Origin of the sequence: Burkholderia sp. 9777_1386, from assembly GCF_015712265.1 — a bacterium.
Lineage (GTDB): Bacteria > Pseudomonadota > Gammaproteobacteria > Burkholderiales > Burkholderiaceae > Burkholderia > Burkholderia cenocepacia.
The window spans coordinates 1-5,913 of sequence record NZ_JACCQB010000102.1 but is presented as its reverse complement, the minus strand read 5'-3'; the positions used below and the strand labels follow the sequence as shown (position 1 = coordinate 5,913).

Annotated in this window: 5 protein-coding genes and 1 pseudogene; 2 read left to right on the top strand and 4 right to left on the bottom strand. The window is 68.2% G+C overall.

Features of this window, described 5'->3' with window-relative positions; genetic code table 11:
* Positions 1 to 2: 2 nt before the first annotated feature.
* From H0X91_RS34405 to H0X91_RS34395, 3 genes are all read right to left on the bottom strand, one after another.
* Complete coding sequence (locus H0X91_RS34405; protein WP_060211124.1) at positions 3 to 581, bottom strand: hypothetical protein; 579 nt, start codon at positions 579 to 581, stop codon at positions 3 to 5.
* A gap of 43 nt (positions 582 to 624) precedes the next feature.
* The gene (locus tag H0X91_RS34400) at positions 625 to 1,071 is read right to left on the bottom strand and encodes a VOC family protein (protein WP_196433802.1); all 447 of its coding nucleotides are present in this window, start codon (positions 1,069 to 1,071) and stop codon (positions 625 to 627) included.
* A gap of 110 nt (positions 1,072 to 1,181) precedes the next feature.
* Positions 1,182 to 2,099, bottom strand: coding sequence for a helix-turn-helix domain-containing protein (locus H0X91_RS34395; protein WP_230878099.1), 918 nt, complete (start codon positions 2,097 to 2,099; stop codon positions 1,182 to 1,184).
* 167 nt (positions 2,100 to 2,266) lie between these two features.
* On the opposite strand from H0X91_RS34395, the gene H0X91_RS35395 reads away from it, so the two are divergent.
* A complete protein-coding gene (locus H0X91_RS35395; RefSeq protein ID WP_006494845.1) occupies positions 2,267 to 3,286 on the top strand; it encodes a helix-turn-helix transcriptional regulator in 1,020 nt (339 codons plus the stop codon).
* 162 nt (positions 3,287 to 3,448) lie between these two features.
* The gene (locus H0X91_RS34385) at positions 3,449 to 4,879 is read left to right on the top strand and encodes an amidase (RefSeq protein ID WP_034202333.1); all 1,431 of its coding nucleotides are present in this window, start codon (positions 3,449 to 3,451) and stop codon (positions 4,877 to 4,879) included.
* A 310-nt stretch (positions 4,880 to 5,189) separates the two neighbouring features.
* Here the strand turns inward: H0X91_RS34385 and H0X91_RS34380 are convergent.
* Positions 5,190 to 5,678: pseudogene (locus H0X91_RS34380) on the bottom strand (helix-turn-helix domain-containing protein); the annotation flags it as partial.
* Positions 5,679 to 5,913 lie beyond the last annotated feature (235 nt).

The window sequence follows — 5,913 nt, the reverse complement described above, 5'->3', positions numbered from 1 at the left end:
GTCTAGCGGCGGGTGATCGGCAGCGCCGCGTCGGCGCCGCCGCTTCGATAGGCGGCGCGCACGGCGTTGGTCCTCGCTTCGAGCGCTGCCGGCGAGGGCCACGGTCTCAACCGGACGACCACCCGCGGCAACTCGGCCAGTTGCGCACGCAACTGCACGATCGACCGGCAGCAACGGCAGGCCGACGATTGCGCATCGGCGGCCGAGGCGGCTGCGGCCAGCCCGGCGGCCCATTCGACGCCGCGATGGCGCCTGGCCGCGTCGAGGTGCGGCAGATAGCGCGCGTCGCCCGACAACGCGATCAGCAGCGCGGCCCAGTGCGCGCCGCGCCAGCCGTGCCGCATGTCGCGTGTCAGGTCGGCCAGCAGCGCGTCGTCCAGCGCGGACAGGCTTTGCTGACACAGATAGTGGAAGTCGAGCGGCTGGTAGCGGACCTGCGGGTAGTCGCGCAGCACCTGCCGGAGTTCGGCGCCGGTAGCGACGGCGGCGGCGAGAAACCGCTCGGCGGGCGCGGGGCGGTTCAACTGCAGCGTCGGCACACCGAGGAAAAGCCGGCTGATGTCGTCGGGGTGGTAGTGCATCGCGGATATCGGGGGATCGTTCGGGGTACGCTGTCCGGAATGCTCACTGATCGCCGGACATCAGCGCCGTGTAACGCCGCTGCATTTCATCGGGTTCGACCGCTTCGATCGTATGCCCGATCAGCCAGTCGTAACCGAACGGATCGCGGATCCTGCCCGAACGCTCGCCGTAGAACTGGTCCTGCAGCGCGCGGGTCACGCGCGCGCCGGCCGCGACGGCGGCGGCGATCGTCGCGTCGGCGTCGTCGACATGCAGATGGAGCACCATCGGCGCGTTGCCGTCCGGGTCGAGGGCGAACAGATCGTATTCCGGGAACTCGTCGGAGATCATCAGCGTGCATGGCCCGAGCTGCAATTCCGCGTGTCCGATGCGCCCCGACGGCTCGACGAGCCGGAATTTCTCCTGCGCGCCGAATGCCTTCGCATAGAACGCGATGGCGTCTTCCGCGCTTTTGGTGCGCAGATACGGAAAGACTTCGTGAATCGCCATGGTGCCCTCCGGTGGGTGGTGTGGGTGTGGCTCGATCCTATCGGGCGTCCGGCGCCCGGTCTTGAACAAAATTGACCGCCGCGGCGACCGTGGCGGTCGTGCGTCAGCAGTCAGAGCGGTACGTGAAAACGGTTCGCGCTCGCGCGTTGCCGGTACTGTTCCGGTGACAATCCGGCGAACTCGAGGAATTCGCGATTGAAATGCGGTTGATCGGCATAGCCTGCCGCCGCCGCGGCATCGGCCCACGATGCCGGCGGCGCGGCCGACAAGCCGTCGAGCAGTTGCGCGAAGCGGCGCACGCGGCCGTAGCGTTTCGGCGGCATGCCGACCGCCTCGCAAAACTGTGCGATGAAGTGACGATGGCTGCAGCCGAGTTGCTGCACGATCGTGCGGACCGCCGTGCCACGATTCAATTGCGCGATCGATGCGGCGATGGCCGGGTCGATGCCGGTCACGCGCGGCAGCCGTGCGCTCAGCAGCGTTTCCCACAGATCCAGCCGCGCGGCGGCGGAAGCGACTTCGCCGAGCCGGTCGCGGATGCTGGTAGCGTCGGCGCCCCACAGATCGTCGAGCGACAGGTGCAGGCCGTAGAAGGCCGACGCCGGCACGCCGGTGACGAGCCGGACCGCGCCCGGACGGATCAGCGCACCGACGGTCGGCACCGGCGCGGAGACGTCCTTGAGGTACGCGCACGCCCGTGCGCCGCCGACCACGGCGACGCCGACCGTGCGGCCGGTGTCGTCTTCGACGCGGTCGAATAGCCGCAACGGCTCGGCATCGAGCCGGATCGCGATGTGTACCGCGCCGGTCGGCAGCACGCGCTCGCGGCAACGTTCGTCCCGGATCGAAAACGGCGGATACGATGCCCATACCGAGTCGATGAAGGGCCGCAGGTATCCGGCGGGACGGCGGCTGAGGATCATGTCTTGTCCCGTGTCGTGAACGGCGAACACGCCGATTCTACAAACGAATCGGGTAGGGGGCGCAAGGTCGGTTTCAACCGACGGGCACGGACGATCGGCGCACAAACGCGTCGGCGACGGGTCCGCCCACGCCGAACGACAGCCGCGAACGGCGTCGGATAGCGGGTTCCGACCGGTGGCCGGCGATCCGCAAAAATGCCAGAATCGCCCGACAAACGGCGGCGCCGACCACGACGGCACGGCCGCCCGGACGACGCGACAGGAGACGACGAGTGACCCGCGATGCCATCCGCCCCCGCTCAATCCCGCCACGAGGCGCCGCGCTTGCACGGCGCGTCGGCCGCCTGCTGTTGCCGCTCTACCGGTTGCCGCAAGCCACGCGCGTCGACGAATTCGACCGCCGGCTCCTGCTGTTGCTGAACGAGCACATCGACTTCGACGGCGCATGGTTCGGCCATTCGAGCCTGCGGCCCGACGGCCCGTTGCCGCACAGCGCGTACCTGCACAATCTGCGTCCGGGCTTCATGCACGACTGGGAACAGGTCAAGCTGCGCGATCCGCTGGCGCGACTGGCGGAAACATCGTCGGAGAAGATCGTCGTCGCGTCGACGTCGACGGTTCCGCTGAACGACACGATGCGGCGGTTCTGCAAGGCGCAGGGCATCGCACAGGTGTTGTTCGCCGTGTGCGTGGACGCCGGGAATCAACGCGCCACGCACCTGTCGCTGTATCGCCGCACGCATCGTCGCTTCGACGCGGCCGACGCAAACCTGCTCGAACTCGCGATCGAGCACATGGCGTCGGCGCTCGAATGCAACCGCCTGCACTGGATGCACGCGACCGATGGCGCGACGGGCGGCGCGGCTTCCGCGCTGTTCGATGCGCATGGCGTGCTGCAGTACGCGGACGACGCGTTCCTCGCGCTCGCCGCGCTCGAATGGCCGTCGTGGGATCGCACCGGCTTGCCCGACGACGCGAGAGCCCGACTGTTCGACGCCACGCCGCCACCACCCGCGTTGTCGGGCGCGCGTATCCGGCTGCACAGCGAACGGCTCGGCGATTACGTGCTGGTGCGCGCGCGGGCGGCCGGCGTCGGCGCCGTGCTGAGCCCGCGCGAGCTGGCGGTCGCGCGCATCTTCTGCGACGGCTGCACGTACAAGGGCGTCGCGAAACGCCTCGGCATCGCGCCGGCGACGGCGCGGCATCATCTGCGCCGCGTGTACGTGAAGCTGCGCGTGACCACGAAGAGCGAACTGATCCGCGTGCTCGACGATGACGGCGCGCTCGCGTAAGCGCGCCGCTTTTTCCCGCTGTTCGCCGCATTCCTGCCGCACGTTCCCATCGTTCATCTGAACGATTTCGGATGGTTTTTTCGCGGGCTTCAATGAAGTCGCTTCACCGCAGTCCCGCCCATCACGACATCCGTCACCCCCGACGAACGCAGGAGAACGCCCATGAATATCGAGGAATACGTACGTTACGACGCGACCGGCCTGGCCGCCGAGATCCGCGCCGGCCATGTCAGCGCCGACGAAGCGATGCAGGCGGCGAAAGCCGCCGCCGCGCGCGTCAACCCGGAAATCAACGCGATCATCGAAACCTTCGACCAGCCGCTCGAGTACGCGGCGGACGGGCCGTTCGCCGGCGTGCCGTTCCTCATCAAGGATCTCGTGCTGCATGCGGGCGGCGTCGCGAACGACGGCGGCTCGCGGCTGCTGGCCGGGCGCTACGTGCCGCCTGCCGACAGCGAGCTGATGGCGCGTTTCAAGCGCGCGGGCTTTGCGACCTTCGGCCGGACGACGACGCCCGAACTCGGCTTCAACGCGACGACGGAATCGCTGCTGCACGGGCCGACCCGCAACCCGTGGAACCCCGCGTACAGCGCCGGTGGATCGAGCGGCGGCTCGGCGGCGGCGGTGGCCGCGGGCATCGTGCCGGCCGCGCACGCGAACGACGGCGGCGGGTCGATCCGCGTGCCGGCGGCCGCCTGCGGGCTCGTGGGGCTGAAGCCGTCGCGCGGCCGTACGCCGGTCGGCCCGGACTACAACCTGCCGTTGTTCGGTCTCGGCATCGAGTTCGCCGTGACGCGCACGGTGCGCGACAGCGCGGCAATGCTCGATGCGGTCGAAGGCCCGGAGACCGGTGCGATGTTCGATATCGCGCGGCCGCACGAACGCTATGCCGACGCGATCCGCACGCCCGCACGCCGGCTGCGTGTGGCATTGGCGACGCGCATGCCCGGCGCCGGCGTCACGCATCCGGATTGCGTCGCCGCGGCCGAGCAGGTGGCGCGCACGCTCGAACAGCTTGGCCACGACGTCGACGTGGCCGTACCTGCGTACGACGCCGAAGCGCTTGCGTCGGCGAGCTGCACCGCGTGGACGGCGTTCCTTGCGTCGGCCGCGCTGGGCGCCGCCGATGCGCTCGGGCGGTCGTACGATCCGCGCGAAGTGGAAGCGTGCACGCATGCATGCATCGAGCACGGGCGCCGGCTGTCGGGACTCGACCTGCAACGCATGCTGATGCAGTTCAATGTGCTGTCGCGCGACGTCGGCGGGTTTTTCGGCGGCTATGACGTGCTGGTCACGCCGGTCACCCGGATGCCGACGGTCGAACTCGGCCATCTCGACCAGAACGATGCGACGCTCGACGCGCGCGGCTGGTGCGACAAGCTGTTCGACTACTGTCCGTTCACGGGGCTTTTCAACATCACCGGCACGCCGGCGATTTCGCTGCCGGCCGGCTGGTCGGGCGACCGGCCCGTCGGCGTGCAGCTCGCCGGGCCGATGGGTAGCGAAGCGGTGTTGCTGCAGGTCGCGGCCACGCTGGAGCAGACGCTCGGATGGCATACGCGGCGGCCGCGCGTGCATGCAGCCGGCGGTTGATGGCCGGCGGTCGACGCGGCCGCGTGCGATGTCGCGATCGGGGGCTCGGCAGTAGCGCGCGGATGGCGAGTCGTTGTCGCAGTTGACGGGGGGCTTGTCGCGACATGTCGACGATGTGGGCGGATGTCCGAGGCTGGGGTTGTCGCATGAACACCCGGAACGGAGTCCACCAGGATCGGACGCAATTCCACCGGCGGCGTCACGGAGCACGGCAGAATAGGGTAGAGGGGCGCATGCCGGCCGTTGTCGGCAGCGCGCCGATTCGTCAGAACTCGTCAAGTCTTCACGGCGCTCCCTATGCCCGACATCTTGCCGGCGCCCGTTCCTCGAACCATCGATGATCGCAGCCGTCGATCTGGATCAATTCGCCGAGGCAGGCCCGGCGCGCTCGCGGCTGATACACCTTCGGCGGTCGTTGCCGGCGCGGAATCCACAGCCCAGCCTCCGTCATCAGCTTCCTGACGGTCTCCTTGGCCAGCTGAATGCCGTGGCATTCCCAGAGCTTCTCGCAGGCCAGCGTCGGCCCAAAATCGGCGTAGCGCTCACGAATAACGGTCAGGGCACGTAACGCCAGCCCATCGTCGAGCTTGCGGTTGCCCGGTCGGCCACGGCGGCCCGAAGCTACGCCGCCGGGCCCGCGCTCGCGATAACGGAGCACCAGCCGTTCCACCTGGCGCACGCTCAGGCCCAGCCGTTCGGCTGCACGGCCTGGCTTCAAACCCGTGTCCACCACAGCCTGGATCACCTTGAGTCGATCAAGCTCTCGCATCGTCAGTGTCACCAATCCGGCTGGCTGCATGGTCGGCTCCCGCGCTTGCTCAACGAGCCGTCCAGCATGCCAGCAGTCAAAAACACGACATCTGTAAATAGCCAGAACACGACATTAGGATATGGCCGCTACAACCAATGTCGTAGCCATTTCAAGATGTCGTAGCGGCGGCTAAATAGAAATGTCGTGTTTTGAAGGGTTCAGGGTTCGTCTCTTTCGGGTTACAGATTTCGCGGAGTCGAAGAGCGGAGCTTGAACGGGCAGG